General features: G+C 28.5%; 31 protein-coding genes. 12 read left to right on the top strand and 19 right to left on the bottom strand.

Going from position 1 to position 26,065, the window contains the following annotated elements; translation table 11 throughout:
* The first annotated feature begins 5 nt into the window (after positions 1–5).
* Positions 6–446, top strand: coding sequence for a GNAT family N-acetyltransferase (locus tag ACYPV9_RS00975; protein WP_299064409.1), 441 nt, complete (start codon positions 6–8; stop codon positions 444–446).
* Between the two features lie 2 nt (positions 447–448).
* Here the strand turns inward: ACYPV9_RS00975 and ACYPV9_RS00970 are convergent, their stop codons facing one another.
* From ACYPV9_RS00970 to ACYPV9_RS00960, 3 genes are read right to left on the bottom strand one after another with little or no spacing between them, the layout of a single operon-like run.
* The gene (locus ACYPV9_RS00970; RefSeq protein ID WP_459741296.1) at positions 449–2,980 is read right to left on the bottom strand and encodes a TonB-dependent receptor; all 2,532 of its coding nucleotides are present in this window, start codon (positions 2,978–2,980) and stop codon (positions 449–451) included.
* Entirely contained in the window at positions 2,970–3,884 is a 915-nt protein-coding gene (locus ACYPV9_RS00965; protein WP_299064405.1) for a FecR family protein, read from the bottom strand. Before ACYPV9_RS00965 ends, ACYPV9_RS00970 begins: the two co-directional genes overlap by 11 nt.
* 50 nt (positions 3,885–3,934) lie before the next feature.
* Positions 3,935–4,444 (bottom strand): RNA polymerase sigma factor, encoded by a 510-nt coding sequence (locus tag ACYPV9_RS00960; protein WP_459741295.1) that lies wholly within the window; start codon positions 4,442–4,444, stop codon positions 3,935–3,937.
* A gap of 179 nt (positions 4,445–4,623) precedes the next feature.
* Here ACYPV9_RS00960 and ACYPV9_RS00955 point away from each other — a divergent pair, with 179 nt between their 5' ends.
* From ACYPV9_RS00955 to ACYPV9_RS00945, 3 genes are all read left to right on the top strand, one after another.
* Positions 4,624–5,676, top strand: a complete 1,053-nt coding sequence (locus tag ACYPV9_RS00955) for a hypothetical protein (RefSeq protein WP_459741294.1) — start codon at positions 4,624–4,626, stop codon at positions 5,674–5,676.
* Between the two features lie 77 nt (positions 5,677–5,753).
* Positions 5,754–6,530: a membrane metalloprotease gene (locus ACYPV9_RS00950; RefSeq protein WP_459741293.1), complete on the top strand. Its 777-nt coding sequence runs from the start codon at positions 5,754–5,756 to the stop codon at positions 6,528–6,530.
* A gap of 16 nt (positions 6,531–6,546) precedes the next feature.
* Complete coding sequence (locus ACYPV9_RS00945) at positions 6,547–7,134, top strand: porin family protein (RefSeq protein WP_299064397.1); 588 nt, start codon at positions 6,547–6,549, stop codon at positions 7,132–7,134.
* 31 nt (positions 7,135–7,165) lie between these two features.
* Here the strand turns inward: ACYPV9_RS00945 and ACYPV9_RS00940 are convergent, their stop codons facing one another.
* Together ACYPV9_RS00940 and ACYPV9_RS00935 are read right to left on the bottom strand one after the other, a co-directional pair.
* Complete coding sequence (locus ACYPV9_RS00940) at positions 7,166–7,759, bottom strand: pseudouridine synthase (RefSeq protein WP_299064395.1); 594 nt, start codon at positions 7,757–7,759, stop codon at positions 7,166–7,168.
* Positions 7,749–8,540, bottom strand: a complete 792-nt coding sequence (locus ACYPV9_RS00935; protein ID WP_299064393.1) for an aldose 1-epimerase — start codon at positions 8,538–8,540, stop codon at positions 7,749–7,751. Before ACYPV9_RS00935 ends, ACYPV9_RS00940 begins: the two co-directional genes overlap by 11 nt.
* Positions 8,541–8,654: 114 nt before the next feature.
* Here ACYPV9_RS00935 and recA point away from each other — a divergent pair, with 114 nt between their 5' ends.
* Complete coding sequence (gene recA / locus ACYPV9_RS00930; RefSeq protein WP_299064391.1) at positions 8,655–9,662, top strand: recombinase RecA; 1,008 nt, start codon at positions 8,655–8,657, stop codon at positions 9,660–9,662.
* Positions 9,663–9,739: 77 nt separating this feature from the next.
* Positions 9,740–10,225 carry a GNAT family N-acetyltransferase gene (locus tag ACYPV9_RS00925; RefSeq protein WP_459741292.1) on the top strand — a complete coding sequence of 162 codons (486 nt, stop codon included), beginning with the start codon at positions 9,740–9,742 and terminating at the stop codon, positions 10,223–10,225.
* A 54-nt stretch (positions 10,226–10,279) separates the two neighbouring features.
* On the opposite strand, the gene ACYPV9_RS00920 is transcribed toward ACYPV9_RS00925, so the two are convergent.
* The 4 genes from ACYPV9_RS00920 to ACYPV9_RS00905 are packed head-to-tail and all read right to left on the bottom strand — an operon-like array spanning position 10,280 to position 12,129.
* Entirely contained in the window at positions 10,280–10,432 is a 153-nt protein-coding gene (locus ACYPV9_RS00920) for a PspC domain-containing protein (protein ID WP_077810678.1), read from the bottom strand.
* Between the two features lie 13 nt (positions 10,433–10,445).
* Positions 10,446–10,823 carry a hypothetical protein gene (locus ACYPV9_RS00915; protein WP_299064387.1) on the bottom strand — a complete coding sequence of 126 codons (378 nt, stop codon included), beginning with the start codon at positions 10,821–10,823 and terminating at the stop codon, positions 10,446–10,448.
* A gap of 1 nt (position 10,824) precedes the next feature.
* The gene (gene dut / locus ACYPV9_RS00910) at positions 10,825–11,256 is read right to left on the bottom strand and encodes a dUTP diphosphatase (RefSeq protein WP_459741291.1); all 432 of its coding nucleotides are present in this window, start codon (positions 11,254–11,256) and stop codon (positions 10,825–10,827) included.
* A gap of 6 nt (positions 11,257–11,262) precedes the next feature.
* A complete protein-coding gene (locus ACYPV9_RS00905) occupies positions 11,263–12,129 on the bottom strand; it encodes an alpha/beta hydrolase (protein ID WP_459741290.1) in 867 nt (288 codons plus the stop codon).
* A 96-nt stretch (positions 12,130–12,225) separates the two neighbouring features.
* On the opposite strand from ACYPV9_RS00905, the gene ACYPV9_RS00900 reads away from it, so the two are divergent.
* A complete protein-coding gene (locus ACYPV9_RS00900) occupies positions 12,226–13,221 on the top strand; it encodes an NAD(P)H-dependent glycerol-3-phosphate dehydrogenase (RefSeq protein WP_299064381.1) in 996 nt (331 codons plus the stop codon).
* A gap of 43 nt (positions 13,222–13,264) precedes the next feature.
* The gene (locus ACYPV9_RS00895) at positions 13,265–13,924 is read left to right on the top strand and encodes a hypothetical protein (RefSeq protein WP_299064379.1); all 660 of its coding nucleotides are present in this window, start codon (positions 13,265–13,267) and stop codon (positions 13,922–13,924) included.
* A gap of 54 nt (positions 13,925–13,978) precedes the next feature.
* On the opposite strand, the gene ACYPV9_RS00890 is transcribed toward ACYPV9_RS00895, so the two are convergent.
* Positions 13,979–14,386, bottom strand: coding sequence for a hypothetical protein (locus ACYPV9_RS00890; protein ID WP_459741289.1), 408 nt, complete (start codon positions 14,384–14,386; stop codon positions 13,979–13,981).
* A 300-nt stretch (positions 14,387–14,686) separates the two neighbouring features.
* On the bottom strand, positions 14,687–15,022 hold the full coding sequence (locus ACYPV9_RS00885) for a hypothetical protein (protein ID WP_299064376.1): 336 nt from the start codon (positions 15,020–15,022) through the stop codon (positions 14,687–14,689).
* 176 nt (positions 15,023–15,198) lie between these two features.
* On the opposite strand from ACYPV9_RS00885, the gene ACYPV9_RS00880 reads away from it, so the two are divergent.
* Positions 15,199–16,467 (top strand): MFS transporter, encoded by a 1,269-nt coding sequence (locus tag ACYPV9_RS00880; RefSeq protein WP_459741288.1) that lies wholly within the window; start codon positions 15,199–15,201, stop codon positions 16,465–16,467.
* Positions 16,468–16,524: 57 nt separating this feature from the next.
* On the opposite strand, the gene ACYPV9_RS00875 is transcribed toward ACYPV9_RS00880, so the two are convergent.
* Positions 16,525–17,286, bottom strand: coding sequence for a DUF547 domain-containing protein (locus tag ACYPV9_RS00875; RefSeq protein WP_459741287.1), 762 nt, complete (start codon positions 17,284–17,286; stop codon positions 16,525–16,527).
* A 22-nt stretch (positions 17,287–17,308) separates the two neighbouring features.
* Here ACYPV9_RS00875 and ACYPV9_RS00870 point away from each other — a divergent pair, with 22 nt between their 5' ends.
* Positions 17,309–18,013: a TIGR04283 family arsenosugar biosynthesis glycosyltransferase gene (locus ACYPV9_RS00870; RefSeq protein WP_459741286.1), complete on the top strand. Its 705-nt coding sequence runs from the start codon at positions 17,309–17,311 to the stop codon at positions 18,011–18,013.
* Between the two features lie 39 nt (positions 18,014–18,052).
* On the opposite strand, the gene ACYPV9_RS00865 is transcribed toward ACYPV9_RS00870, so the two are convergent.
* Together ACYPV9_RS00865 and ACYPV9_RS00860 are read right to left on the bottom strand one after the other, a co-directional pair.
* Complete coding sequence (locus ACYPV9_RS00865; protein ID WP_299064368.1) at positions 18,053–18,388, bottom strand: hypothetical protein; 336 nt, start codon at positions 18,386–18,388, stop codon at positions 18,053–18,055.
* Between the two features lie 145 nt (positions 18,389–18,533).
* Positions 18,534–20,180 (bottom strand): glycerol-3-phosphate dehydrogenase/oxidase, encoded by a 1,647-nt coding sequence (locus ACYPV9_RS00860; protein ID WP_459741285.1) that lies wholly within the window; start codon positions 20,178–20,180, stop codon positions 18,534–18,536.
* A 141-nt stretch (positions 20,181–20,321) separates the two neighbouring features.
* On the opposite strand from ACYPV9_RS00860, the gene ACYPV9_RS00855 reads away from it, so the two are divergent.
* Entirely contained in the window at positions 20,322–20,756 is a 435-nt protein-coding gene (locus ACYPV9_RS00855; protein ID WP_459741284.1) for a TerB family tellurite resistance protein, read from the top strand.
* Positions 20,757–20,760: 4 nt separating this feature from the next.
* Here the strand turns inward: ACYPV9_RS00855 and ACYPV9_RS00850 are convergent, their stop codons facing one another.
* Genes ACYPV9_RS00850 through ACYPV9_RS00835 form a run of 4 tightly spaced genes read right to left on the bottom strand, consistent with a single transcriptional unit; the run spans position 20,761 to position 23,760 of the window.
* On the bottom strand, positions 20,761–21,303 hold the full coding sequence (locus tag ACYPV9_RS00850) for a pyridoxamine 5'-phosphate oxidase family protein (protein WP_299064365.1): 543 nt from the start codon (positions 21,301–21,303) through the stop codon (positions 20,761–20,763).
* Between the two features lie 13 nt (positions 21,304–21,316).
* Entirely contained in the window at positions 21,317–22,012 is a 696-nt protein-coding gene (locus ACYPV9_RS00845) for a LytR/AlgR family response regulator transcription factor (RefSeq protein ID WP_459741283.1), read from the bottom strand.
* Positions 22,002–23,060, bottom strand: coding sequence for a sensor histidine kinase (locus ACYPV9_RS00840; protein WP_459741282.1), 1,059 nt, complete (start codon positions 23,058–23,060; stop codon positions 22,002–22,004). Before ACYPV9_RS00840 ends, ACYPV9_RS00845 begins: the two co-directional genes overlap by 11 nt.
* Complete coding sequence (locus tag ACYPV9_RS00835; RefSeq protein ID WP_299064362.1) at positions 23,047–23,760, bottom strand: hypothetical protein; 714 nt, start codon at positions 23,758–23,760, stop codon at positions 23,047–23,049. The genes ACYPV9_RS00840 and ACYPV9_RS00835 overlap by 14 nt, the downstream gene beginning before the upstream one ends.
* Positions 23,761–23,911: 151 nt before the next feature.
* On the opposite strand from ACYPV9_RS00835, the gene ACYPV9_RS00830 reads away from it, so the two are divergent.
* Positions 23,912–25,387, top strand: a complete 1,476-nt coding sequence (locus tag ACYPV9_RS00830; protein ID WP_459741281.1) for a Na+/H+ antiporter NhaC family protein — start codon at positions 23,912–23,914, stop codon at positions 25,385–25,387.
* Between the two features lie 277 nt (positions 25,388–25,664).
* Here ACYPV9_RS00830 and ACYPV9_RS00825 read toward each other — a convergent pair whose 3' ends face one another.
* A complete protein-coding gene (locus ACYPV9_RS00825) occupies positions 25,665–26,060 on the bottom strand; it encodes a hypothetical protein (protein WP_299064360.1) in 396 nt (131 codons plus the stop codon).
* Positions 26,061–26,065: the final 5 nt, after the last annotated feature.

The following is a 26,065-nucleotide window of genomic DNA, read 5'->3' as shown; positions in this document are numbered from 1 at the left end:
ATAATATGAATATTAAAGTAAAATCTTTTAACGAACTAACAGTAGACGAATTGTATGCAATTTTGCAATTGCGATCGGAAGTTTTTGTGGTAGAGCAAAATTGTGTGTATCAAGATATAGATTTTAAAGATCAAAAATCTTTACATGTAATTGGTTTTAAAAATGAAAAAATTATTGCTTACACACGTATTTTTAAACCTGGTGATTATTTTAAAAATGCTAGTATTGGTAGAGTAGTGGTAGCAGCATTAGAAAGAAAACATAGTTACGGGCACAATTTAATGAAAGCTTCTATAAAAGCAATAAAAGAAAATTTTAATAGCGATACAATTACCATTTCTGCTCAAAAATATTTACAAAAATTTTATGAATCTCATAATTTTACAAAAGTAGGAGAGGAGTACTTAGAAGATGGTATACCACATATTAGAATGGATAGATATTAGAATTAAAAACGTACTCTAAAACTTAAATTTGGCGTAAAAGGTAACGAGTAATTATCTGTTCTTTTCACATTATTTTCTTCTGATTCATCTACAACAAAATAAGAATCTATTGTATTTTTTCTATCAGTAATGTTTGTAAAACCAAGTCTAATAGTGGCTTTTATAGCATCAGAAAATAAAAAATTATAACTTCCAGAAACATCAATTCTAAAAAAGTTACCTAGATTTTCTGTATTTGGGTTGTCGTAATTTACAATGGTTTTATCGCCATTTTGTATAGTTTCGTTACCATTTACAGGTTTTGTAAAAGGCCTACCAGAACGTAAAATTCCGCCAATAGATGCTTTTAAATTTTTAGTAAAATTATAATTTAAACCAGCACTTAAAGAGTGTGTAATATCTAAGCTATTTGCAAATTTCTTCGGATTAAAAACACCAAATGTATAGTTGTTTTCTGCCAACGTATAACTTAACCAAGTACTAATTACATCGGTTTGTTTGTTTATTAAAAATTCAATTCCTTTAATTTTATAATTACCAATAGAATTAAAGTTTTGAGTGTTGTTGTAAAAACCTTGATTTGCTGTAGAAATACCGTTAACTACTTTGTAAAAACCTGTAATATCTGCGTACAGTTTATTTTTGGAATAAGAAACACCAAAAGATACTTGTTTGCTTGTAATTATAGGCGTTCTATCATTATCAGATAAGATCCATCTACGTTTTTCGATACCTAAAAAATTATCTTCAAAATCTATTTTTTGAGCCGTTGTTTGATTTTTAAACTCTCCTTCTAACTTTAAAGAATACGTTTTATTTAATTTTTGTCTTATGTTAATTCTAGGCTCAAAAATAAATTTTTGAAACTTATCAAAGTAATTAGCTCTAAAACCAACTCTAGCGTAAGTATTATTTTTTTGATATTCAATTTCAGAATAAAAAGCACTTTTTAACAACACTTCTTTTATCGTTTTAGAAAAAGTTGGTGCATTAATACTTGTTGTATTTTTAACTCCTATTTCGTTAAAAACAAAACCGTTTGTTAACTGAAAAATATCAGAAAATTCATACACAGTATTTAGTTTTACAACTGTTTCTAAAACGTTGTTAAATTGTGTTTGAAACTGATCTGTATCTTTATTATAGTCTGAAGAATTGATCCTATAATCTGAAACAAAGGCCGAGAGATTGGTTGTAAATTTAGAATTCCAATTAGCTTCCCAATTAATTTTAGCACCTAAATTTTCTTGCTTTAAATTACTATTTTCTTCAATAGAATTGTTATCGTTTGAGTATTGTTCTAGATAATCTAAATTATTTTTTATGTGAATAAAGTTGGCTCTAATTGCATGATTGTAACTAAGATCGTATAAAACTTTAAACGAATAATCGTAGAAGAAAAATTTAGATTCTGAGTTGTTAACATTGTTAGAAACAATAGAATTTTCTTGAAAACTTCTATTAAAATAATTGGTATAAGTTGGCGTGTTTAAAAAATCTGTAAAAGATCTTCTACCAGAAATATGCAATTCTAAATTATCTTTAATTGGTATTTGCACAAAGGCATCTGCACTTATTAAATTAAAACCTGCACCACCAGAAAATTTATTAGTTATTCTATTCGATGTTTCCATGTTAATTGTTGATGAAACTCCGTCGGAAAAAACACTACTTGTACCATTTTTAGTAACCGTAACTTTTTTTGTTAAATACGGATTGTAAGCAGAAATTAATCCAAAAAAATGACCAGCATGGTACATTTTAATTCCGTCCCAAAGCATTAAATTTTGATCATTTGTACCACCTCTTACATTTATATTAGAAATACTTTCGTTTACACTTTCTACGCCAGGTAAAATTTTGATAGTTTTTAAAATATCGGGTGCTATTAATCCTGGTAATATTCCGAATTTTTCTGTATTTAAAATAGTACTTCCGTCGGTACTTTTTTGCAAGCCAGAAGTTAAAAATTTTTGCATTGTAATTTCTGATAAAATTTCTGAAGATTCTTCTAAATACAGCTGTTTACAATTAGGATTTATAAATAATTCTTTGGCAGAAATTTTTAAGTTTTTAAAACCAATATATGATATAGTTATAACAGATTTTACGGGCACATTTTGCAAATAAAACATACCGTTTGTGTTTGTTGTTGTTCCTAAATTGTAACCGTTTACTTTAACAGAAGCCAAAGCTAAGGGCATAAGATTTTGGTTTTCTAATACATTCCCGCAGATATTAATAGTTTTATTTAAAAATGAAACTGTTATATATCTGTTGTCTAAGGTTTTGAACTGTAAAAAAGTTTTTTGGTTTAAATAAGTTAAAAGAGCATTTAAAGAAATACCTGTTTTTGGAGCTATAATTTGTATGTTTTCAACGTCATCATCAGAATAAGAAAACTTAATATCGTATGTTTTTTCTAAGGAAATTAGCAAAGAAGAAAGCGCAACTTTAGAAGGCGTTTTCTGAGCATAATTTATACTTGTAGTAAGTAATAAACCTAATAAAATTAAAGATAATTTATTGATCATATGTATAGATCGTAATTGTTTTACCATCAATTTTATAAGACAACTGCAACGGTATTGTTACCGATTGTAATGCAACATTAATATCTGAATGTGTAAAACCACCAGAGTACAACGTTTCTAAATTTATATTGTTTGTTGTAATTGTATAACCAAACTGGTTTTCTATTTCTTTAAGTACAAATTTAAGCTGTGTACTTTTAAAATTAGATTCTTTTTGTAACCAAGATTTTTCTGATGTATCAAAAGTGGTATTAGTATCTATAATACCATTTACAACTTTAAAAATTGATCCTTTAGGTAATTTTACAAGTGTATCTTTATAAGCCACACTTACCAAACCTTCGTAAGTTTTTACTTCGAAATAATTAGCTCTTTCTTTTACATTAAATTGTGTACCAAGAACGGTAACATTACCAATTTCTGTATTAACAGTAAATTTTTTTCCTTTTTGTACTTTAAAAAAAGCTTCTCCGTCTAGGTTTAAATTTCTATTATTTTCCCACTCTTTTTTAGCATAAGAAATGTTAGAATTTGCATTTAAAATAACTTCTGAGTTATCAGGTAAATTAAATGTTTTTGTTTGTGCGAATTCCGTAGTATAATTGGTATCGTTGCTATAAAGTAAAAAGTAACTTGTTGTTAACAATACTGCAATAACTGCGGCGTATTTAAATATTTTATTAAAATTATAAGCAACAACTTTTCCTTTTTTAGTTTTGTTTTGAGTTTTTAATTTTAACTCTGCCAATGCATTTTCTACATTAACTTTAGGCGTATCTATTTGCGATGCGTAATGTGCAATTTTTTCTAATGTATCAAAACCTTCAGTTTCTTTTAAACGCAGTAGTTCTTCGTCAGAAATATCTCTGTTTAGCCATTTTAATATGTCTTTGTTTTTTTCCATTTTGTTAGACTTCTATATATGTAACAACTAAATGTTTATTTACCCTACTTTTAAATACCATCAATTTTATTTCTTAACTTTTTTAAGGCAGAAGACATTCTTTTTTCTACTGCTTTTTGCGATATTTCTAGCATTTCTGCTATTTCTCTGTATTTTTTGCCGTCTATTCTATTCATCAGAAAAACTTCTCGTTCTCCTTCGGTTAAGTTTTCTATGGCATTTTTTAGTTTCTCTTTAAATTCTTCTTCTTCTAATAAATATTCTGGACTTTGGTTATTAACGTCTAAATACGGGCTATTTTTCGCATATTCAAAAACAACTTTTTCGTGTTTAACTTTATTTAAAAAGAGATTGTTAACAACTGTAAATAAGTAAGATTTAGCTTTAGAAAAATCTATTTTTGCACAATTTTCCCATATTTTTATAAAAGCTTCTTGCGCTAAATCTAATGACGTATTTTTATTGCCAGATTTGTAGTAAGCAAAGTTACTAGCAGACTGTATATGAGATGTGTAAAACTCATTAAAATAAATTTCGTCGCAAAGAGATTTATTAGTCATTGTAGGGTTTTAAATTATAAAAATAAAAAAAATAGAATACAAAGGTAGGGTAAATAAATGTTTAGTTGTTTAACTAACAGAAGGGCAAAAAATAGTCTTTAAAAAAAAAGTAGGGTAAAATAAAATAGAGTTGTCTTACTAACAGAAACAATAAACATTTATTATTAAAACGTATTAAAATGAAAACATTAAAATTAATTACAGTATTTGCATTAACAGCAGTTTTAGGATTTACATCATGCCAATCAGAAGAAAATACACAAGTTGGTTCTAATCCAAACGCAAACTCTTCTACATCGCCAACCGCTTCTAATTTTGAAAGAGCTTCTATGAACGATGGTTCTAATGATGATTTTTTAGACGGTAATGCCTGTACAGAGTTATTATTTCCTTTAACAGCAATAGTAAACGGACAAAATATTTCAATAATATCTGAATTAGATTTTTCTGCTGTTTTAAATATTTTTGCAGAATTTAATGATGATACAGACAGTGTAACATTTAACTTTCCTATAAAAGTAAGAACTAGTAATTACACAGAAGTTACCGTAAATAATCAAGAAGAATTAGATGCTTTAAATGCAGAATGTGAAAGTGCAGAAGCAGAAGGTAGAGATGCAATTTCTTGTTTAGATTTTAATTTTCCTATTACCATGTTAACTTATGATATTGCTTTAGAACAAACAGGTACAGTGGTTTTACAATCAGAAAAGCAATTATATACTTTTATGACCGGTTTACAATCAGATGAATTTTTTACAGTAAATTATCCTATTAGTGCAACATTAAGTAATGGTACAACAGTTCAATTAAATTCTGATACTGAATTTAGAGATTCAATTTCAGACTGTGTTCAATTTGAAGAAGAAGAAGATGAAGCTGCAACAATGGCTGCAGAAGTAGAAGCAACTTTAACAAACACACAATTTAAAGTACAAAGTTTTGTAAACGCAGGTGTTAACACGGCAGCAGATTTTGCAGATTGGTCTATAGAGTTTACAAACGATCTTAAATTAGTTGCTAAAAATAATGTAAACGCTGCATTATCAGAAATAGAAGGTACGTATTCTGTAAGTTCAGATACATCAGTATTTTTAAATATTGCATTTGGTAGCAACAATAGTGTAAGTGCTTTAAATAACGATTGGGTAATAACTTCTTATAGCGATACAATGGTAGCTTTAGAAAGTAAAACAGATGCTAGCATTACATTAACTTTTCAGAAAATTTAATAGTAAAAAACAATAGAATTACTTTACAATTGTTATTTACGTTATAGCAATTGTAAAGTTTTAAAGAACAATCAATAATGATAAAATTTTTATTAAAAGTATTTTTAGTTTGTTTAATTATTACATCTTGTTCCTCAGAAACAGATATAATTACAGAGCCAGAAACACCTATAAATGTTAACTTAAATAGACAGCAAACAGGTTCTTCTGCTAACGATTTACTTTCTGCTTCTACTTTTAAAAAAATGATTGTTGAAGTTGCCTATATACAAGGTTTTAAACCAACAGAAGCAGCTTTAAATAATTTTAAAAACTTTATAAACGAAAGAACTTTTAAACCAGAAGGGGTAACGTTTGTAGAGAAATCAATAGAAAACACAGGTAAAACAACTTATACTTTAGAAGAGGTTGTAGAAATTGAAAAAGAAAATAGAACACAATACAACACAAATAATACAATTGCAGTTTGGGTATTGTTTATTGATGGTAAATCATCTAAAGACAGCAATCAAGGTGCAATTTTAGGAACCGCTTATTGGAACACTTCTTTTGTTATTTATGAAGAAACTATACAAGGATTAAGCGATAGTACGTTCGAGCCAAATAGAAGCCTTTTAGAAAGCTCTGTTATTCATCACGAATTTGGTCATATTTTAGGTTTAACAAATCTAGGAACCGAATTACAAAGTGATCATGAAGATGAAGAACACCCAAAACATTGCATCGAACAAGATTGTTTAATGTATTGGGCCGCAGAATCTAGCCAAGGAATTGGCAACATGGTTTCTGGTGGAAGTTTACCAACTTTAGATGCACAATGTTTAGCAGATTTAAAAGCAAATGGCGGTAAATAATTTAAAATTGAAAAAAATGAAAACATTATATTTTACAATAGCTTTAATGTTTATTACAAGTATTACATTAAACGCACAAGACAGAAAAAACTCAGCTTCGGCTGGTATTAAAGGAGGTTACAATTTATCTTCTGTAAGTTTCGACGGCACATCTGAAACATCTAATTTACACGGATTTCATATTGGTATCTATGGTGAATCTTATGTTGGTAAACACATTGCAATTCAGCCAGAGATTTTATACTCACAACAAGGATATAAAATAGTAGATGAAAACGGTACTTATACACAGAAATTAGAATACATAAATGTGCCAGTAATGTTAAAAATGTATCCTGTAAAAAGCTTTTTTATAGAAGCGGGTCCGCAAATAGGGTTTTCGATTTCACATAAAGAAACTTTTGATGCCGGTTTTGTTTTATATGATACAGAACAAGAGTTTGAACCAAGTAATTTTGATTGGGGTGTAAATGTTGGTGCTGGTTTTAAAAGTGATGCAGGTGTTAGTTTAGGTGCCAGATATCATATCGGTCAAAGTGATATTTATGACCAAGACAAACCAAAAAATAGAGTAGTACAAATCTATTTAGGATTTGAATTTTAGTTAGAACTAAAAATAAAAAAGAGAAGTAATTTTACTTCTCTTTTTCTATTAAATTCGTTACTTCTTTAACGCCGCCAACTTCTAAATCTCCTAAAAGTATATCGCCAATTCTTACTCTAATTAGTCGCAAAGTGGGCAAACCAACAGCAGCAGTCATTTTTCGAACTTGCCTAAATTTACCTTCTCTAATAATTATAGAAACCCAACTTGTTGGGCCATGTCTTTCATCTCTTATTTTCTGACTTCTTAACGGAAATTTGGGATCGTCAATTAAAAAGGCTTTTCCTGGTTTTGTGGTATATTTTTTACCATTAAAACCTATTTCTACACCATTTCTTAATTGCTCAACTTCCTTTTCTGTTATAACACCATCTACTTGTACATAATATTCTTTTTCGTATTTCTTAGATCTAATTTCTGCGGATACTTTACCATCTGTAGTTAAAAGTAATAAACCTTCAGAAGGCACATCTAGACGACCAATTGCCATCGTTCCTTCAGGAAAATCGTACAAATCGCCTAATAATTTTTTTTTCCGCTTCGCGGGATTTATAAACTGAGAAATCATTCCCCAAGGTTTATGAATCATAAAATGATGATGAGTTTCTGGCAAATTATAGTACATTTAAAATTACAGAAAATTCATTTTTACCTTTAGATAAACTCATATTTTCTTCAGAAAACTTTTGGTCTGTATAAGAGGTATATTGCGTAATTGGTTCAATACATAACATGTTATCAACTTCCGTCCAAAGCATAAAGTTGTTAAAACCAATTGTGGTAATTTCTAAGTCGTTTTTATTGATGTTTTTTAACGTAATTTTTTCTGTATCTAATACCGGAAAAGCGTTTGAGCCCGCTTTGTAAATATCTTTTAATGTAATTTTTTCTTTACCTGCTTCTAAAGTTTCTTTACCCGTATTAGATAATAAAAAAGCCGGATGATAACCTAACATAAATGGCATTCCTACTTCAGAATGTATAATAAAATCGATTTTTAGAATATCATTTTCTAAAGTAAAATGTTTTTCAAACGTAAAATTAAAAGGCCAATTTAAATTTTCTTCTTTCGATTTAGCAGGAAACTTACTGTTTGTAACTATAGTATTTTTAACGTATTCTTTTATAAAATTTGCAGAAGTTTCATCCGAAGAAATTAAATTGTATTCTAATTCTCGCAACAAACCATGTTGGTCTAAAATAGCGTCGCCATTTTTGGTGTGTACTCTAAAATTATTTTTAACCGTCGGACCAATTACTGGAAACATTTCATCATCAGAATTTCGCCAACCTTTATTACCTTTTTGATGTACAAATTCTTGGTTGTTTTTTATAAAACTGATTAACTCTCCTTTTTCTATTACAACAGTAGAAAAATTGTTTTGTAAGATTACCTTGGTTTTCATTTGCATAAATAATTTGTGTAAAAATAGTATAAATTTGACTCTTTTTTTTTAGTGAATTCATCTTAGTTTTTTGTAACTTGTGGCACTTATTTAAAAATAAAACAAGCAAGATTTATGGCGGCAGATAAAGAAAAAGCAGCAAAACTTAAAGCACTTCAACTTACTCTAGATAAGCTAGATAAGACATATGGTAAAGGTTCTGTAATGAAATTAGGTGATGTAGTTACAGAAGATATAGATGCAATTTCATCTGGTTCTTTAGGTTTAGATTTGGCTTTAGGTGTTGGTGGTTATCCAAGAGGTAGAGTTATAGAAATTTACGGACCAGAATCTTCTGGTAAAACAACATTAACGTTACACGCAATTGCAGAAGCACAAAAAGCTGGTGGAATTGCAGCTTTTATTGATGCAGAACATGCATTCGATAAATTTTATGCAGAAAACTTAGGTGTAGATATAGATAATTTAATAATTTCTCAACCAGATCATGGTGAACAAGCATTAGAAATCGCAGAAAACTTAATTCGTTCGGGTGCTATTGATATTGTTGTTATTGATTCTGTAGCAGCATTAACACCAAAATCTGAAATAGAAGGAGAAATGGGAGATTCTAAAATGGGTCTTCATGCACGTTTAATGTCGCAAGCATTGCGTAAATTAACAGGTACTATTTCTAAAACAAATTGTACTGTTATATTTATTAACCAGTTAAGAGAAAAAATTGGTGTAATGTTTGGTAACCCAGAAACAACAACTGGTGGTAATGCATTAAAATTTTATGCTTCTGTTAGATTAGACATTAGAAGAAGAACACAAATTAAAGACGGTGACCGAGTTATTGGAAATAGTACAAAGGTTAAAATTGTTAAAAATAAAGTTGCACCACCTTTTCAAATTACAGAGTTTGATATTATGTATGGGCAAGGAATATCTAAAGTTGGTGAAATTTTAGATATTGGTGTAGATTTAGGTATTGTTAAAAAAAGCGGATCTTGGTTCAGCTACGGAGACACAAAATTAGGTCAGGGTAGAGATGCCGTTAAAGGTTTAATTAAAGACAATCCTGAATTGGCAGAAGAACTTGAAGGTAAAATAAAAGTTGCTATAGAAAATCAAGAATAAGTTTATTTAAAAGTTCTAACTATTATTAACTGCCATAGAATTAATCAATCTATGGCAGTTTTTTATTATATTTAGTTATGATAAAAATTACAGAAGATCTTAAATTAAAAAAGATTTTAATTTCTGATGCTGAGGTTTTATATGCTTTAATGAAAACTGTATATCCGACAGCGTATAGTCATTTTTGGGAAGATGAAGGAAATTGGTATATCAACTCTCAATATTCTAAAGAAAACCTAAAACAAGAGCTTTTAGAAGAGAATTCATCTTATTATTTTATCTGTTATAAGAATGAGATAACAGGAAACCTTAGAATTATTTGGGATAAAACCTTAGAAGGTTTATCCGAAGAAAAACAAATGAAATTACATAGATTATATCTTCATGAAAAAACTCAAGGCAAAGGTTTTGGTAAAAAAATACTAAATTGGTTAGAAGAAAAAGCTAAAGAAAAAGACTATAAAATTATTTGGTTAGATGCTATGAATGAACAACCCCAAGCGTTTCAATTTTATAAAAAAACTTGGGTATCAATATCATTCTCACACTTTTCTACCTTTTGAATTATTACATGATAAGGTTCGAAAAATGAGTCAGGTTTATAAAAAAATATAAACTTATTCTTTAGATAGAATTTTTACCAACCATAAAATAAAGTAAGCACCAATACCTAAACCAGCAAATAATACGAGTAAAACAAATAGAATTCTAATGTTTTTTGCTGAAAATTGCGTTTTTGTACTTAACCATTCACATACACCTAAAATCATAATTTAAATTTATTTAGTTTATATTTTTTTCTTTAAAAGGAGGGGTTTCTCTAACCAACCTTTCTATTTGTTTGACAATTTCAATTCTACTTTTAGACTTTAATTCGAAATATAAATTTTCCCAATCAGCATCAAAAGATACTTCTTTAGATTTAGAACTTATGACTTCTTTTAAATTAAGAACCCTTAAATAAAAGTGTCCGTTTACATCATTTTCTGGTCTATAATCTAAGTTTATAGCACGCATTAAACTGTAATTATTTAGATGTAATAAAGAGCTAGAATCTAGATATTGCATGGTTTCTTTAGAAGGATCAACTTCATAAAATAAATTCCATTCTACATGCCAACTACTTGTAATTCTTAAAGGTTGTAAATCTATATCATCCATTTTAAACGCCTGTGCTTCCAAAACCTCCAGAGCCCCTTTCTGTTTCACTAAGAGCATCTACTTCTTGCCAAACAACCCTTTCGTGTTTTGCAATTACTAATTGTGCAATTCTTTCACCGTCATTTACAACAAAATCTTCATTAGATAGGTTTACCAAAATAACACCAATTTCTCCTCTGTAATCTGCATCTACTGTACCAGGAGAATTTAATACTGTAATTCCTTTTTTTGCAGCCAAACCACTTCTAGGTCTAACTTGTGCTTCAAATCCGATAGGTAAGGCTATGAATAAGCCTGTTTTAATAATGGCTCTTTCTAAAGGCTTTAAAATAATTGCTTCTTCTATATTAGCTTTTAAATCCATACCAGCAGCACCATTTGTTTCGTAATTTGCTGTAGCGTGTTTAGATTTGTTTATAATTTGTACGTTCATTTTTGTTTATAAATTGAATAAGTAAGTTATTGTTTCTAAAAATTCTGATTTCCAAAACGATTCTGTGTGCGTACCGTTTGCAGCAACTTTAGTTTTTATATTTTTTGCTTCGAAACCATTATCAACTAACCTTTCGGCCATATTTTCTGTATCTGGCACCATAGAAGCCCCTTCTTTATCGCCAACTAATAAATACAATTTCGTGTTTTTTAGGTTTGCGTGTTTTTCTGCAAAAGAATTTACTTTGCTAGAAAACCAGAAAGAAGTAGAAAGTGCACCAATTTTACCAAATACTTTAGAGTGTTTTAAACCGGTATAAAAAGAAATCAAGCCACCTAAAGAACTTCCAATAATAGCTGTATTTTCTGCAGAGGATTTAGTTTTATAATTATTGTCGATATATGGTTTTAATGTATTTACCAAGAAATCTGAATAAACGTCTCCTTTACCACCACCATATTTTGTGTTAGACCAAGGGGTGTATTCTTCAATTCTTTTTTCTCCGCCATTTTCTACACCTACAACAATAAAACCTTTTTTAGTTTTATTATATAATTTATTTAAGGTTTCATCAATTTCCCATTCGCCAGCAAAAGAGGTTTTTGCATCAAATAGATTTTGAGCGTCTTGCATGTAAATTACTGGATATTTTTCTTTTGAAGTTGTATAATTTGGTGGTAAATACAACCAAACTTTATGCGAAACGTTATTTAAATTTTTAATTACAAATTCTTTTTCTAAAATACTAACAGTACCTTTAGTTTCGGTCTGATTTTTGATTTCTATATTAGACGCTTCTTTAGATTGTGATTTAACTTTACAAGATGTTATCAATAAAAAAACACTAAAAAGAATAGAGATTTGTATTTTCATAATAAAGTTTGAAGTCTTACAAATATAATAATTCATACTAGCATTCATCATTAGATAGTAAATTTCTTACTTTTGGGGCATAAAATTTATAAATAAATGAATAATCAGAAAAAAATAGCGGTTATAGGTGGAGGAAGTTGGGCAACTGCAATTGTGAAGATGCTTTCAGAAAATTTAGAAACCGTTGGTTGGTATATGCGAAGCAAATCTGCCATAGATCATATAAAAAAGAACAATCATAACCCTAATTATTTAAGATCTGCAGATGTTTACGCGAGTCAACTAGATTTGTCTAACGACATTAATAAAATGGTAGAAAACTATGATGTTTTAATTTTTGCGATACCGTCTGCATTTTTGGTTAGTGAATTAGAAAAATTAAAAAAATCATTAAAAGGGAAAATAATTTTTTCTGCAATAAAAGGTATCGTACCAGAAACAGGTTTAATTGTTGGCGAGCATTTTCATAATGTTTATGACATTCCTTATGAAAATATTGGTGTTATTACTGGGCCTTGTCACGCAGAAGAAGTAGCCATGGAACGCTTGTCTTACTTAACAATTGCATGTCAAAACCAAGAGAATGCCAAGTTAATGAGCAAATCTCTTAAAAGTTGGTATATAAAAACTAAAATTTCTGATGACATTATTGGTACAGAATATGCCGCAATGTTAAAGAATATTTATGCAGTTGCCGCAGGTATTGCACATGGTTTGGGTTACGGAGATAATTTTCAATCTGTGTTAATGAGTAACGCAATTAGAGAAATGAAACGCTTTATTAAAAAAGTTCATAAAATGAAGCGAAACATTAATAACTCTGCATATTTAGGTGATTTATTAGTTACTGGTTATTCTGTTTTTAGTAGAAACAGACAATTTGGTAATATGGTTGGTAAAGGTTACACTGTAAAATCTGCACAAATGGAAATGAGTATGGTTGCAGAAGGTTTTTATGCTACAAAAAGTGCTTTTAAAATGAAAGAGCAAAACGGAGCAAACACACCAATTATTAATGCCGTTTACAACGTTTTATACAATAATAAAGACGCTAAAAAAGAATTTAAAAAGTTAACGAATAAATTAGATTAATTGTTTAATTTTGAACATTAGTATGTTATATTAAACAATAAGTATGAAAACAATACAAGAAGTTGTAGAAAGTACCATTAGAAAAACACCATTTATTGAAGAAGCTTTGCATGAAAAATTGATAAATGTTTCTTCTTTGGCTAGAATTATTTTACCAGAAGTTTCTACTTTATTAAAGAAAGATGTTAAGGTTGGTGCAGTAATGATGGCAATTAATAGGCTTTCTCCTGCTAGCGAACTTCGTATTAGAAAGAATATAAAAAAGTTAGCTTTAGATTTAGGTGATGTAATTGTAAGATCTGATTTATGTGATTTTACATTTAAAAATACGCCTTCTCTTTTAAAAGAAATTGCAAAGATTTTAACGAAATCATCAGAAAATTCAGATTACTTTTTAACAGTTTCTCAAGGTATTTTCGAAACAAATATTGTTACTAGTAAAAATTTGCAACCTTTTGTAAATGATATTTTCGAAAAAGAAACTTTAATATCTAATGTATTAGATTTGGCTTCGATTACTATAAAGTTGCCAAAAGAAAATTTAGAACAATCTGGTATTTATTACTTTATATTAAAGCAATTGGCTTGGGCAGATATTCCGTTACAAGAAATTATTTCTACAACAAATGAAATGACAATTGTTGTAAAAGAGCAAGATATAAATCAAACTTTTGCCATTTTAATGGACATGAAGTTGAGTTAACAAAAAAGGCTTAAAGTTAACACTTTAAGCCTTTCTTATAAATATTTATATATTTTACTGTTCGTTAGAAGTAACTAAAACATCTGGTCTTTGGTAAGAATTATTTGCTGGCATAATGTTGTAAATTCTTTTAACTTTCATTGTCTCACCGGTAGCTTCACCGTTTTCGAATAACATTACATCTACCCACTTGTAAAAAATTGTAAATCTTTCTCCAATTAATCCTTCGTCAAATAAACTAATTTTACTTGGTGATGATTTTGCTTCATCGTGAAATACAATTGCTTCACCGTTATTAAATTCAAATTTAAAGTTATCACTAACATTTAATCCTTTAAAAGTAGCAGTTAAAGTTTTTTCGTTGCTTGTTTTAGTAGTTTCTTGTGCGTTAGTTGTTTGTACATTAAAAGATAAAATAGCAACAAATAATAAGGCAACTGTTTGAGTAAATAATTTTTTCATAATTTCTAATATTTAAAGTTTTTTATTGATTGATGACAATTTTCATAATTGTCTTTTTTTTATAAATTAAGGTTTTAAAATATGTCCTTTAATTCCGATACAAAGTAACAACGTAATTACAGTTAAAATTAACCCATATGTGAAAATTGTTAACCCAAAAAGAAAGAATATTAAACAACTTTAACAGTTTAAACAATTGTATATCAGTATATAGTAAGTGTGTTAGTTTAAATGAGCACAAAAAAACCAGCATAAAGCTGGCTTTTAATAATTAATTCAAAAAAGTTTTAATTCTACTAATTATTGTAAACTGTAATTAAAAATTCTTTTAACTTTCATAGTTTCTCCTGTAGCCAAACCTTGATCATCAAATAAATGTACATCTACCCATTTATAAGAAACTTTAATTCTTTTACCAATTAAACCTTCATCCCAAAGAGTAATTGAACCTTCAAAAGATTGGTCTTCATCATGAAAAACAATAGGATTTCCTTTACTGTCCTCAAATTTAAAATTATCGGAAATCGTCATGCCTTTATAAATTGCAGTTATCGTTTTTTCGTTTGATTGTGCACTAGAACTTACACTAAATAACCCCGTAAAAATAAATACTACTAATAATGTAATTTTTTTCATTTGTATGTTTTTTAATATTGATATTATTCTTGTTCATTTATAAGACAACTCTATTTAGATTTACCCTACTTTTGTTTTTAATTATTTTTAAGTTGAAAACAAAAAGAACTCGAAAGACTTACGATTTTAATTAAGAATTGGTTTTTTAAAAAGTTCAATATTTAAAATTTATTAAAATGAATAAGCTCGATCCTTATGCAGCATTAAGAATTAGAGAATTTAATATTTTCTTATTTGTACGATTTTTATTGGTTTTTGGTTGGTCTATGCAATTTATTGTTATCGAATGGCAAGTATATTCGATTACAAAAGATCCGTTATCTTTAGGTATTATTGGTTTAATGGAAATTATACCAGCATTTACAATGGCATTATTTGCGGGTCATATTGTAGATCAAAAAGAAAAAAGAAATTTGCTTGCAGTTTGTACAGCTGCATTTTCTTTAATTAGTTTGGGGTTATTTTTACTAACCACAGATAGTGTAATTAATAGCTGGTCTACCAATTCGATATTATATTCTATATACGGTTTGGTTTTTTTTGGCGGATTTTTAAGATCTTTTTTCGGCCCAACAATATTTTCTTTAGTTGCCTTACTTGTTCCTAAAAATATTTATCATAATGCAGCAACCTGGAGCACAAGTACCTGGAAAACTGCTTCCGTTTCTGGTGCTTTAGCTGCGGGTTTTTTAATAAGTTGGATTGGTGTAGATCAAACCCTTTGCTTAGTATTTATTTTAGTAATTCTATCTTTAATTTTTACATTTTTAATTAAAAAGAAACCTATTTTAAATAAAAAAATAGGCGAGCCAATGAAAGAAAGTTTAAAGGCAGGAATTAGCTTTGTTTTTAAAAATAAAGCAATTTTAGGAGTTTTAACTTTAGACATGATTGCAGTGTTATTTGGTGGAACAGTTGCTATTTTATCTGTATTTGCTCAAGATGTTTTAAAAGTTGGCCCAGAAGGATTTGGTATTTTAAATGCTTCTATTTCTATGGGAAGTATCGTAACAATGTTTTTAACAACGTATATTCCTATCAATAAAAATACTGGTAAAAAAATGTTGGTATCTGTCTTTGTTTTTGGACTTAGTATAATTGCCTTCGGATTATCTTCTATCTTTTGGGTAAGTATTTTAGCATTGTTTATAAGCGGTGCTGCAGACGGTATATCGATGGTTATTAGACAAACTATTTTACAGTTAAAAACACCAGATGATATGCGTGGTAGAGTTTCTTCTGTAAACTCTATGTTTGTAGGTTCTTCTAACGAATTAGGTGCTTTTGAGAGTGGTTTGGCAGCAAAACTTATTGGTCCAGTGGCGGCGGTGGTTTTTGGTGGAACAATGACTTTATTAACCGTTGGTGTAACCGCTTTAAAAAACCCTGTTTTAAGAGATTTAGATTTAACAGAAGAAATAGAAAATAATCAAAAAGAAGTTTAAAAAAAGCCTTCTATTTACTCAAATAGAAGGCTTTTTTTAAACTAAAAATTTTTATAATTAGTTAGGAATTTTTCTAAAATTACCTAAACTCAAAGTCCAATCGTAATTATTAAATTCTATTTTTTTAGGTTTTTCTGATGTGATCTTATAATCAGCTAAAATTTGTCTTGCGCCACACAAACCCCCAAAATCTGCTCTAAACCAAGAGAATAAAGAAACAGATTTAGCTGTTCTTGTATCTTTATTATAAGTAGTTTGTTCTTTTAAGTATTCTGTTGTCATAAAATCGAATTCTTTATCTAAACCTTTTGGTGTAAATTTTGCTACTGGCGGACAACTTTTAGCGCCACAATTAAGTGCAAAGTGAATTCGCCAATCAATATTTTTTACACGTAATTTGCGTTCCCATTTTGGTCTAAAATACTTTCTTAAATAACCCCAACTTAGTTTTATTCTAGATCTTCTTAAAATATCGTGTTCTATATCATCAAAAGATAAAATTTCACCAGCAATTTTTACACGTTCTTTTTTAAAATAAGCACCTCTATCTTCATATTCTTTTGGGTTTTCGGTTAAAGATATTTGAATAAAAGAATTGTAAACATTTACCCAAAAAGCAATTTTTTCTTTGTCGGTTTTTAATTGTGCAACCAAATTTTCTAAAGTACTTTCTTCTAAAATTTTAACTTCTTTTATATAGGATTTTCCATCCATTATATTTTGTAATAAATCTTGAGAAACCTCATTATAATTTATGTTATCTTGTGCAACAAGGTGAAAACTAAAAGCAAAAGCAAGTATTAAAAAAAACTGTTTCATATAAATTTACGTACGTTTAAATATGTTATTAAGTATTATTATTCCGGTATATAATGAGAAAGAAAACCTTCTAAAAAGGTTGTCGTTTTTATGTGAACAAGCTAACAAATTTCCTTTAGAAATTATTGTATCTAATTCTCCTGAAACTACAGATGAAAGTCCGGAAGTTTGTAAAACTTTTTCTAAAGTTACATATTTTACAAGCGATAAAAAAGGAAGAGCAGCACAAATGAATTTTGGTGCAAAAAAGGCAAACGGTGATATTTTTCTTTTTTTACATGCTGATGTCGCATTACCAACTAATTTTTATTCAGAAATTATAACAGCTGTAAACCAAGGAAATAAGGCTGGTTTTTTTGCTTATAAATTCGATAAAGATTCGGCGTTTTTAAATTTTAACAGTAAGTTTACAACCAAAGATGGCTTATTTGCGGGTGGCGGAGATCAATGCCAATTTTTCACAAAAAAAACATTTTATAATCTAAATGGCTATAACGAACAGTTTTGTATTATGGAAGATTTTGAAATGATTGGTCGAGTTCGAAAACAAAAAATAAAATTTAATATTATACAATCTAAAGCTACTGTTAGCGCAAGAAAATACGAACAAAATTCTTGGTTAAAAGTAAATTTAATTAATGGATATGTTTTTTTACAATATAAATTAGGTGTTTCGCCCGTTCAACTTCGAAAAACATATAAAAGTCTTTTAAGAGAAAATGTATAAAAAAAACCGCTTTAAAAATAAGCGGTTTCTTTTATAAAATTAGTTTATTAATGTAAGTGAAGTTATCGATTTCACTTTCTTTTTTTCTCCGGTTAAATCTCCTTCATCATCCATTAATTCGATTTCTTTTTCTACCCAAGTAATTTTAAATTTCTTGTTTAGGTTTTCATCATCATACAAACTTATTTCTACTTCTTCGACTACATCGTAAAAAAGGATTTCTTTTTTATCAGCATCTATAAATTTAAAGAAATCATCGTCTGTAACTTCTATAAAAGTAGCAGTTAAAGTATTTTGAATATTGGTAATTTTAGTTGTAAAAGATAAAGCCGTAGCTATAAATAGCACGAATGCTATATTGAATGTTTTTTTCATTATTTTAAAATTTAAGGTTGTTCTTATTATTAATATAGTAGCTGTTCTTTTTTCTTAAAAGAACCCGCTTTTGCTGAGGTATAACTAACTATATGTTCATAAGCCTTAAAAATTAAATTTTGCTATAACAAATATATCTTTTTTTTTAATTGAAATTTAAAATTGATGTTAATTTTTCATCCAATTCTTTACTATTTTTTTCTTTCTGATTTTCATCCCAATTAAACTGATTGTTAAATAGTTGTATTACTAAATCTTTATGTGTGTAAACACTGTTTGCATCAAAAAATAAACGACCCGTTCTACGCATAAAAAAGTCTGTTGGTGTACAAGTCATTTCATAATTTATAGCAAACCAAACTTCTGCTTTTATCATTTTTTCTTGCATATTATCATGCATTAAATCGTCAAATTTTTGCAAGATAATGTCTGTTTGTTTTCCGTAATTATGCACTAAATATTCTGCGTCTTTTTGATTAAAATCTACTTCTGCGATTCTGTTATAAATTGCATCTGTATAACTTTGTACTTCGCTAGAATCTTTAAAATCGCCTCCATTTAGTACAATATCTCTGGTTTTAATTTCATCAAACTCTTTGTTGTATCTTCTTTTGTATTTTTTGGCAACTAAGTCTACAATACGTTCTGCCATTTTTCTGTAACCAGTTAATTTACCACCTGCAATAGAAATTAGTTCTGTATCAGAAACAAAAATCTCATCTTTTCTAGACAATTCTGATGCAGATTTACCTTCTTCGTGAATTAACGGTCTTAAACCTGCCCAAGAAGATTGTATATCTTTTAAAGAAATATTTATATCTGGAAACATATTATTTACTGCAGAAATTAAATATGTTGCATCTACCAAACTTGTTTCTACGTTGTCTTTGTCTTTTTGATAGTTGGTATCTGTAGTACCAAAATAAGTTACTTTACCTCTTGGGATTGCAAACATCATTCTGCCATCAGGTACATCAAAATAAACAGATTGTTTTACCGGTAATTTCTCATGCGCAACAACCAAATGTACTCCTTTGGTTAAATGCAAACGTTTGCCTGTTTTAGAGTGATTTTTTTGACGTAAATTATCTACCCAAGGTCCTGTTGCATTTACTACATATTTTGCTTTAATTTGGTAATCTTCATTGGTAAAAATATCTTTCACCTTTGCGCCAACCACTCTGTTGTCTTCATAAATAAAATCTGTAGCTTCTGTATAATTTACAATTTTTGCATTGTAATTTAGAGCTGTTTTTAAAACTTCTAAAGTTAAACGAGCATCGTCGGTTCTATATTCTGCATAATAACCAGCACCATTTAATATACTTTCTGGTAAAAGAGGTTCTTTTTCTAAAGCTTCTTCTTTATCGAGCATTTTACGTTTGTCTTCTCCTTCTACAGATGCTAAAATATCATAAACTTTTAATCCTATAGAAGTTAACCAAGAACCATAGGTTCCGCCATCTATTAAAGGTAAAATCATTTTTTCTGGTACTACCAAATGCGGTGCTAGTTTGTGCACAATTGCACGCTCTGTACCCACTTCTTTAACCAACCAAAAATCGAATTGTTTTAAGTATCGTAAGCCACCATGAATAAGTTTGGTAGATTTACTACTTGTACCAGAAGCAAAATCATTTTTTTCTATTAAGGCAACTTTCATTCCTCTAGAAGCTGCATCTAAAGCAATTCCAGCACCTGTAATTCCGCCACCAATTATCAAAATATCAAATTCAGTTTCTTTTAATTCTTTGATACTATTATTTCTGTTTAAGTAAGAAAAATTGGTCATAACTAAAGTTAAGTTTTAGATTAAAATTTTATAACGATATGGTATAGCAAAATACGAAAAAGCGATTCATTAGATTTATGTTTTAGCTTTTTTTTAATAGCCTTTTTACTTGTTTTTATTTATTTTTATAAAAAAAATTAAATGGCAATATCAGATTTATATTCTAGCGGACAACACAAACAAGAAATTGGTCATTTTGCTAATATTGTAAAAATTGCAAGAGCAGATGGTAAAATTACAGACGAAGAAAAAGAATTGTTAATAAGAGCAGGAAAAAACTTAAATATAACTTTAGAAGAGTTTTCTTTAATCTTAAACAACCCAGAAAAGTACCCGATAAATCCGCCAATTAATTATGATGAAAGAATAGAGCGTTTGTATCGTTTAACAAAAATGATTTTAATTGATGGTGAAGCTAAATTAATAGAAGTTGCATTAATGCGAAAAATAGCTGTTGGTCTACATTTTTCAATAAAAAGGGCAGAAAAAATTTGTGATGAAGCAATACATTTAGTTGCCAATAATAATAGCCTAAACGATTTTATTAACGCAATTAAAAAAGTAGATAAAGATTAAAAAATTAATCTAGAATATGTGTTGGTAAGCCATCAATACTTATTTGATTTTTTTCTTCCCAGTATTTAGAAATCCCTTCTTTACCTTGTTTGCTTGCCCAATCATTTAGCTCGTTTCTTTCGCTTTTATACTCAAAAAACGGAATTGACATTCCGCAAGAAGTTTGTGCAGATTCTACCGTAATATCAAAAATTTGACGCGTTCCTGGTGTTTCTGGAAAAAGTGTAATTAATTCATTCCAAGAAGCATCACCTTCTTTAATTTCTTTTCCTTTACCGTACAAACGTAAAATATTTGGTGCACCTTCAAAAGCGCAAAACATAATAGTAATTCTGTTGTTTTCTAATAAATGTGCAGCAGTTTCGTTTCCGCTTCCCGTAACATTTAACCATAAAACACGGTTTTCATCAACCACTCTAAAAGAATCCATTCCTTTTGGCGATAAATTAATTCTGCCAGAAGTTGGCGCAGTTGCAACAAAGAATATTTTTTGTGCTTCAATAAATTTTTGAAGTCTTGTTGTAAGTTTTGTGTAAAATTTAGACATGCTATAAATTTACTTATTCATTTTTAAATTTCTCTAAAAAATTGTTTTTAAATTTTAAACCAATAGGTATTTTACGAGATTGTATCAAAATCTGATTTCCTTCGAGAATATGTACCCTTTCTAAATTTATTGCGAATGATTTATGAACCTGAATAATTTTTTTTTGAGGAAGTAATGTTAAAATATTTTTGAAAGTGCTACTTGTTAAAAGAAACTCTTTTTCTAAATAAATCTTTACATAATCGCCAAAAGCCTCGATATAGAAAATAGAAGAAACAGCAATTTTATGAAGTTTTTTATCTGCTTTAATTAAAATAGTTTCTTCAGAAATTACGGTTAGAGGTTTTGCTTCTAATTTATCTACAACTTTATTTACAGCTGTTAAAAAACGATCAAAAGAGAATGGTTTTAAGAGATAATCTATTGCATTTACACTAAAACCATCTACTGCATATTCTGGATATGCAGTTGTGAAAATTACAAAAGGTGGGTTTTGTAAAGACTTATAAAAAGATAAACCAGATATTTTTGGGATATTAATATCCAGAAAAAGTAAGTCAATTTTTGAATTAGATTTTAATTCGGTCAGCGCTTCAACAGCATTGTTAGCAATTCCTACAAGAGATAAAAAATTTATTTTTTCTATAAAAATTTTTAAAATTGATTGCGCTGCTGGCTCATCATCTACAATTAAGCAATTAATATTCATTTGTTTTAATTTTTAAAGAGACTTGAAATTTTTGATTTATTATATGCGTAGAAAAAGAGTGATTTTTTGGATAAATAAGCGCTAAATTTCGTTTGATATTTTTTAGACCAATTCCACCAACTGTAACAAAATTTTCAGCTTTTTTTTCAGGTAGATTATTTTCTATAAAGAAATAAAATTCGGTGTTCTTTTTCTTTATTTCTATGTTTATGAATGTATTTTCAGTATCACCTTTAATTCCGTGTTTAAAACTGTTTTCAATTAAGGGTAATAATAACATTGGGTAAATTTCAAATTCGTCATCATCAATTTCAACATCAATATTAATATTAGGTTTTTTATGCCTAGATTTTTGAAAATCGATAAATTTTTCAAGTAAAATAATTTCTTCTTTTAAACTTATTTTTTTAGTATTTGTATCATATAAAAGATATCTTAAAATATCTGAAAGTCTTAAAATTGCTTCTGTAGTCTCTTCTTTATTTACAAGAGATAAAGAATATAAGACGTTTAAAGAGTTGAACAAAAAATGCGGATTTATTTGCGCTTTTAAAGAAGATAATTGATTTTCTATTTGCTGCTTTTCTAACTTTAAAGTACGGTTCTCTAACTGGTTTAAATACAACCAATCTTCAGAAAGTTTTATAAAAGTTGTTACCAATAAAAAAGCACCGAAAATTATTATTATTTTAAAATCAGAATGATAAGAAATAAAATAATAATCAGAAAAAACGCCTTCTATTATAGAATTAAAAAACCAAATATTTAATTGAGAGAAAAACCATAAATTTAGTATAAATAAGAGTATAAAAAACACATATTTTTCATTCTTTAAAAAATATGGAATTAGTATATATAGATTTATAGTTACTGGAATTATAATGGTAATTAAAAATGCAATTGTGTATACATAATCTATTTTGGAAGGAGAAAAATTTTCCGAAAATAAAAACAATAAAACAAGAAATGAAAATCCCCATAATATAGTGTTAAAGACAACTATATTATAAGAATTTGTTCTTTTAAAAAAAGTGTTAATCTGTTCCATTTAATCTACTTAATGTAAATTTTGTTGAAGTTTCCCATTTTTCAGAATCATTAGAAGCCATATATTTTTTAATAAAGCGTTGTAATTCCTCAGGTTTTGCGGTTAGTAAATATTTGTCATCTATTATTCCAATTTTTTCATGTTTTATTTTAATTTTCTTTTCTTTAAAAAGTGCTTCAACCTTATCTTCATCTAACCACCTTACTTCTATTTCTCCATTATTTCTTAAATCATACTTAACTAAACTATGCGTATAAATAGTATGACTTTCGAGTAAGTTATCTATATTATCTTGTATATCTATTGGAATAAAATCTAAAAAAGTCTGATTATTTATTTTAAATGGTGTGGCAATAAATGCCACTTTCTTGTTTTTATTTTCTCTTAAGATATAATAACTGTCTTTATATACTGCATATAATTTTTTATCTTCTTTAGATAAATTTTTTTTTGAAATTTCTACTTTGTTATCTAAATATCCATTCACAAATTTAGGTTCCCAGTTTTTTTTTGCATTGGATAAAAATACGTTTTCAAATTTTATTACTTTCCAATTTCCTTTCTTAGAATCTTCCCATTCACCAATAAAATTTTCATCAAAAGAAATGGTTTCTTTTGTGTAAAAAGGGTTTAAAGATTTAACAACACAAGAAGTAAACATTAACAAACTAAGAGCAATGATTAAGTTTCTAGTTTTCATAATTTTAAATTTATAGATTATTCTACAAATGAAAGAATGAATCTAAGGAAAAAAAATAAAAATCGACAAACTTGGTCTTTTTTCCGACAAACATTGAAGTTTTAAAAAACCCAACTAAATTATTACCTTTAGCAATCTTAAACACTTTTATATGGAATATGGATTTTTATCAGTAATACCACCAATTGTTGCCATAATTTTAGCTTTAAGAACCAAGCAAGTATATATTGCTTTGTTGTTCGGAATTTGGTTTTCTTGGTTGATAATAGAAGGATTTAATCCATTAAAAGGAACACTTTCAATGATAGAAGGTATGGTAAATGTTTTTCAATCGAAAGGAAACACAAGAACCATAATATTTAGTGCTTTGGTTGGTGCGCTGTTAATATTTATTCAATATTCTAGAGGTGTAGAAGGTTTTATAAATATTATCAACAGAAAACTTACCAAACTAGAAACTAAAAAAACAGGATACAGTAGAGTAATGGTGCAACTTTTAGCAACATTTACAGGTTTATTATTATTTGTAGAAACTAGCATTAGTTCTTTAACGGTGGGTACTTTATACAGACCAATTTTTGATAAATTAAAAATCCCCAGAGAAAAATTAGCTTATATCGCAGATTCTAGTTCTGCACCATCATCAATATTAATTCCTTTTAACGCTTGGGGCGCATTTATAATGGGTTTGTTATTAACACAAGGTATCGATAAACCCTTTTCTGTAATGATTGCCGCAATTAAGTATAACTTTTATCCATTATTAGCAATCGCTATTTTGCTTTTTACCATCTTATTTAAAAAAGATATTGGTTTGATGAAAAAAGCAGAGAAAAGAACCAAAGAAACAGGTAAATTAATGAACGAAGGTTCTAAACCAATGGTTTCTGATGAGGTAACCTCTTTTCCGCCTAAAGAAGGCATACAAGCAAAGGCTTATAATATGATTGTGCCACTTTTGGTAATGGTTTTTATGATGCCTATTAATTTAATTTATACAGGTTGGGATGCAGTAAAAGAATCTACATCATTTATAAATCATGCCTCACAAGCTATCGGAGAAGGTTCTGGTTCTTCTTCTGTTTTATATGCAGTTATAACTGCTATTTTAGTAGCAATTCTAATGTATTTTATACAAGGAATTCTAAAACCAAAAGAAGCCGTAAACTTAACTTTAAAAGGAATAAGTGAATTAATGCCTTTGGCTTTATTAATGTTATTAGCATTTGCAATTGGTGATGCATGTAAAGAATTAGAAACTGGTATTTACGTAGCAAATGCAACCAAAGATTGGTTGTCACCAGAGTTGTTACCAGCAGTAGTTTTTATAATTAGCTCTTTTATTGCCTTTTCTACAGGAACCTCTTGGGGAACTTTTGCAATTATGTTGGCAATATCTATTCCGATGGCAAATATTCATGGTGCAGATATTACAATTGTTGTAGCGGCAACTTTAGGAGGAGGAATTTTTGGAGATCACTGTTCTCCAATTTCCGATACTTCTATAATTTCCTCAATGTCGTCTGCAAGTGATCATATAGATCATGTAAAAACACAATTACCTTACGCGTTAATTGGTGGTGTAATAACCGTTTTATTGTATTTGGCAATTGGGTTTTTTGGTTAACATTGTTGCAATAGATTTTTACTAATTTAAATAATTTGGGCGTTACCACAAGGGTCGCGCTTTTCGCACTCGCTTTTTATTCGTTCCTCATAAAAGAGCTCAAACAAATGCTTCAATCGCTAACGCGGGCTTCTTTAGAAATGTACAGAAATTACAAGTAATTAATTTTTTGTGTAGTTGTTGGTTAGTTTACACTTAATAAGTATATAAAATAAAAAAACACCTTAAAAATTAAGGTGTTTTTTATCTATATTATAAAGCAAAACATAAAAGATAATTAAGTTGCTAAAATTCCACGCTTTTTAATTTCGTCTATCATACGCAAAGCACCTTCTTTAATAGTGTTTTCTTTAAAGATAAATGTTTTTTCATATAACGTGTTTCCTTCAAAAAAAGTAACCTGAAAACGATTATTTAGTTTGAATAATTCTGGTTGAATAAACTCAATCTTAGCAAAAGAATTCGCAGGAAGTTTTTCTACTTTTTTACGTAATAAAGAAGTTGTTTTTGTATCAGAAAAACCTTGAGACACAATCACCATCATTTCTAAATCTACATTTTTATTATTGATAATATAAATGTTCCAATCGTTGGTGTTGTAAATATCATTAAACTCGTAAACTACAGCCATTTCTACGCCCGTAACTTCTGGTATTTGAATGTCTTTTTTCATGAAAT

The sequence above is a fragment of the Polaribacter sp. OB-PA-B3 genome (assembly GCF_054589375.1).
The sequence above is the reverse complement of the archived record's forward strand: the minus strand, read 5'-3'. Positions and strand labels throughout refer to the sequence as shown.

Coding starts and splice junctions, on each gene's coding strand:
- ACYPV9_RS00875 (WP_459741287.1), bottom strand. CDS start 17,286: ATGAAACAGTTTTTTTTAATACTTGCTTTTGCTTTTAGTTTTCACCTT.
- ACYPV9_RS00885 (WP_299064376.1), bottom strand. CDS start 15,022: ATGAAAAAAATTACATTATTAGTAGTATTTATTTTTACGGGGTTATTT.
- ACYPV9_RS00850 (WP_299064365.1), bottom strand. CDS start 21,303: ATGTCTAAATTTTACACAAAACTTACAACAAGACTTCAAAAATTTATT.
- ACYPV9_RS00835 (WP_299064362.1), bottom strand. CDS start 23,760: ATGAAAACTAGAAACTTAATCATTGCTCTTAGTTTGTTAATGTTTACT.
- ACYPV9_RS00920 (WP_077810678.1), bottom strand. CDS start 10,432: ATGATTTTAGGTGTATGTGAATGGTTAAGTACAAAAACGCAATTTTCA.
- ACYPV9_RS00940 (WP_299064395.1), bottom strand. CDS start 7,759: ATGTACTATAATTTGCCAGAAACTCATCATCATTTTATGATTCATAAA.
- ACYPV9_RS00915 (WP_299064387.1), bottom strand. CDS start 10,823: ATGGATGATATAGATTTACAACCTTTAAGAATTACAAGTAGTTGGCAT.
- ACYPV9_RS00970 (WP_459741296.1), bottom strand. CDS start 2,980: ATGATCAATAAATTATCTTTAATTTTATTAGGTTTATTACTTACTACA.
- recA (WP_299064391.1), top strand. CDS start 8,655: ATGGCGGCAGATAAAGAAAAAGCAGCAAAACTTAAAGCACTTCAACTT.
- ACYPV9_RS00960 (WP_459741295.1), bottom strand. CDS start 4,444: ATGACTAATAAATCTCTTTGCGACGAAATTTATTTTAATGAGTTTTAC.
- ACYPV9_RS00945 (WP_299064397.1), top strand. CDS start 6,547: ATGAAAACATTATATTTTACAATAGCTTTAATGTTTATTACAAGTATT.
- ACYPV9_RS00900 (WP_299064381.1), top strand. CDS start 12,226: ATGAATAATCAGAAAAAAATAGCGGTTATAGGTGGAGGAAGTTGGGCA.
- ACYPV9_RS00865 (WP_299064368.1), bottom strand. CDS start 18,388: ATGAAAAAAACATTCAATATAGCATTCGTGCTATTTATAGCTACGGCT.
- ACYPV9_RS00905 (WP_459741290.1), bottom strand. CDS start 12,129: ATGAAAATACAAATCTCTATTCTTTTTAGTGTTTTTTTATTGATAACA.
- ACYPV9_RS00825 (WP_299064360.1), bottom strand. CDS start 26,060: ATGAAAAAAGACATTCAAATACCAGAAGTTACGGGCGTAGAAATGGCT.
- ACYPV9_RS00955 (WP_459741294.1), top strand. CDS start 4,624: ATGAAAACATTAAAATTAATTACAGTATTTGCATTAACAGCAGTTTTA.
- ACYPV9_RS00870 (WP_459741286.1), top strand. CDS start 17,309: ATGTTATTAAGTATTATTATTCCGGTATATAATGAGAAAGAAAACCTT.
- ACYPV9_RS00965 (WP_299064405.1), bottom strand. CDS start 3,884: ATGGAAAAAAACAAAGACATATTAAAATGGCTAAACAGAGATATTTCT.
- ACYPV9_RS00860 (WP_459741285.1), bottom strand. CDS start 20,180: ATGACCAATTTTTCTTACTTAAACAGAAATAATAGTATCAAAGAATTA.
- ACYPV9_RS00950 (WP_459741293.1), top strand. CDS start 5,754: ATGATAAAATTTTTATTAAAAGTATTTTTAGTTTGTTTAATTATTACA.
- ACYPV9_RS00895 (WP_299064379.1), top strand. CDS start 13,265: ATGAAAACAATACAAGAAGTTGTAGAAAGTACCATTAGAAAAACACCA.
- ACYPV9_RS00830 (WP_459741281.1), top strand. CDS start 23,912: ATGGAATATGGATTTTTATCAGTAATACCACCAATTGTTGCCATAATT.
- ACYPV9_RS00925 (WP_459741292.1), top strand. CDS start 9,740: ATGATAAAAATTACAGAAGATCTTAAATTAAAAAAGATTTTAATTTCT.
- ACYPV9_RS00890 (WP_459741289.1), bottom strand. CDS start 14,386: ATGAAAAAATTATTTACTCAAACAGTTGCCTTATTATTTGTTGCTATT.
- ACYPV9_RS00845 (WP_459741283.1), bottom strand. CDS start 22,012: ATGAATATTAATTGCTTAATTGTAGATGATGAGCCAGCAGCGCAATCA.
- ACYPV9_RS00855 (WP_459741284.1), top strand. CDS start 20,322: ATGGCAATATCAGATTTATATTCTAGCGGACAACACAAACAAGAAATT.
- ACYPV9_RS00935 (WP_299064393.1), bottom strand. CDS start 8,540: ATGAAAACCAAGGTAATCTTACAAAACAATTTTTCTACTGTTGTAATA.
- ACYPV9_RS00880 (WP_459741288.1), top strand. CDS start 15,199: ATGAATAAGCTCGATCCTTATGCAGCATTAAGAATTAGAGAATTTAAT.
- ACYPV9_RS00840 (WP_459741282.1), bottom strand. CDS start 23,060: ATGGAACAGATTAACACTTTTTTTAAAAGAACAAATTCTTATAATATA.
- ACYPV9_RS00975 (WP_299064409.1), top strand. CDS start 6: ATGAATATTAAAGTAAAATCTTTTAACGAACTAACAGTAGACGAATTG.
- dut (WP_459741291.1), bottom strand. CDS start 11,256: ATGAACGTACAAATTATAAACAAATCTAAACACGCTACAGCAAATTAC.